The 665-nt window shown below is 65.0% G+C and carries 1 protein-coding gene; it reads left to right on the top strand.

Going from position 1 to position 665, the window contains the following annotated elements:
• A partial coding sequence (tnpC, locus tag NKH89_RS35700) for an IS66 family transposase (protein WP_352912066.1) occupies positions 1-665 on the top strand: 665 nt, incomplete at both ends.

Consider the following 665-nt stretch of genomic DNA (forward strand, 5'->3'; position numbering starts at 1 on the left):
CCTCGCAAAGGCTTTGCGGCCCATCTCGAACGGGTCGAGGTGGTCATCGAGCCCGAAACGCCTGCTGGCTGCGAAGCGCTGGAAAAGATCCTGATCGGCGAGGACGTCTCCGAACGGCTCGATGTCACCCCGGCGAAGTTCCGGGTGATCGTTACGCGTCGCCCCAAATATGCCTACAAGGGTTGGGACGGCGTCATCCAGGCAGCCGCGCCCGCCCGCATCATCGAAAGCGGCATTCCGACCGAAGCGCTGCTGGCGCAGATCGCGGTGTCGAAATACGCCGATGGCCTGCCGCTCTACCGCCAGGAAGCGATCTATGCCCGCGATCAGGTCGAGATCGACCGGTCACAGATGGCGCAGTGGATGGGCAAGCTCGGCTTCGAGCTCGAGCCGCTCGCCGATTACGCACTGGCTCGCATCAAGCAGGGGGAGCGGGTCTTCGCCGATGAGACCACGCTGCCAACGCTGGCGCCGGGATCTGGCAAGGCCAAGACGGCCTACCTCTGGACCTATGTCCGCGATGATCGGCCCTTTGGCGGCAGTGGACCGCCCATCGTCGCCTACCGCTTCGAGGACAGCCGCGCCGGCGAATGTGTCGCCCGTCATCTGGACGGCTATCGCGGCATCCTGCAAGTCGACGGATACGCCGCCTATAACCGGCTGGC

This window comes from Mesorhizobium sp. M0923 (assembly GCF_040319365.1).
Lineage (GTDB): Bacteria > Pseudomonadota > Alphaproteobacteria > Rhizobiales > Rhizobiaceae > Mesorhizobium.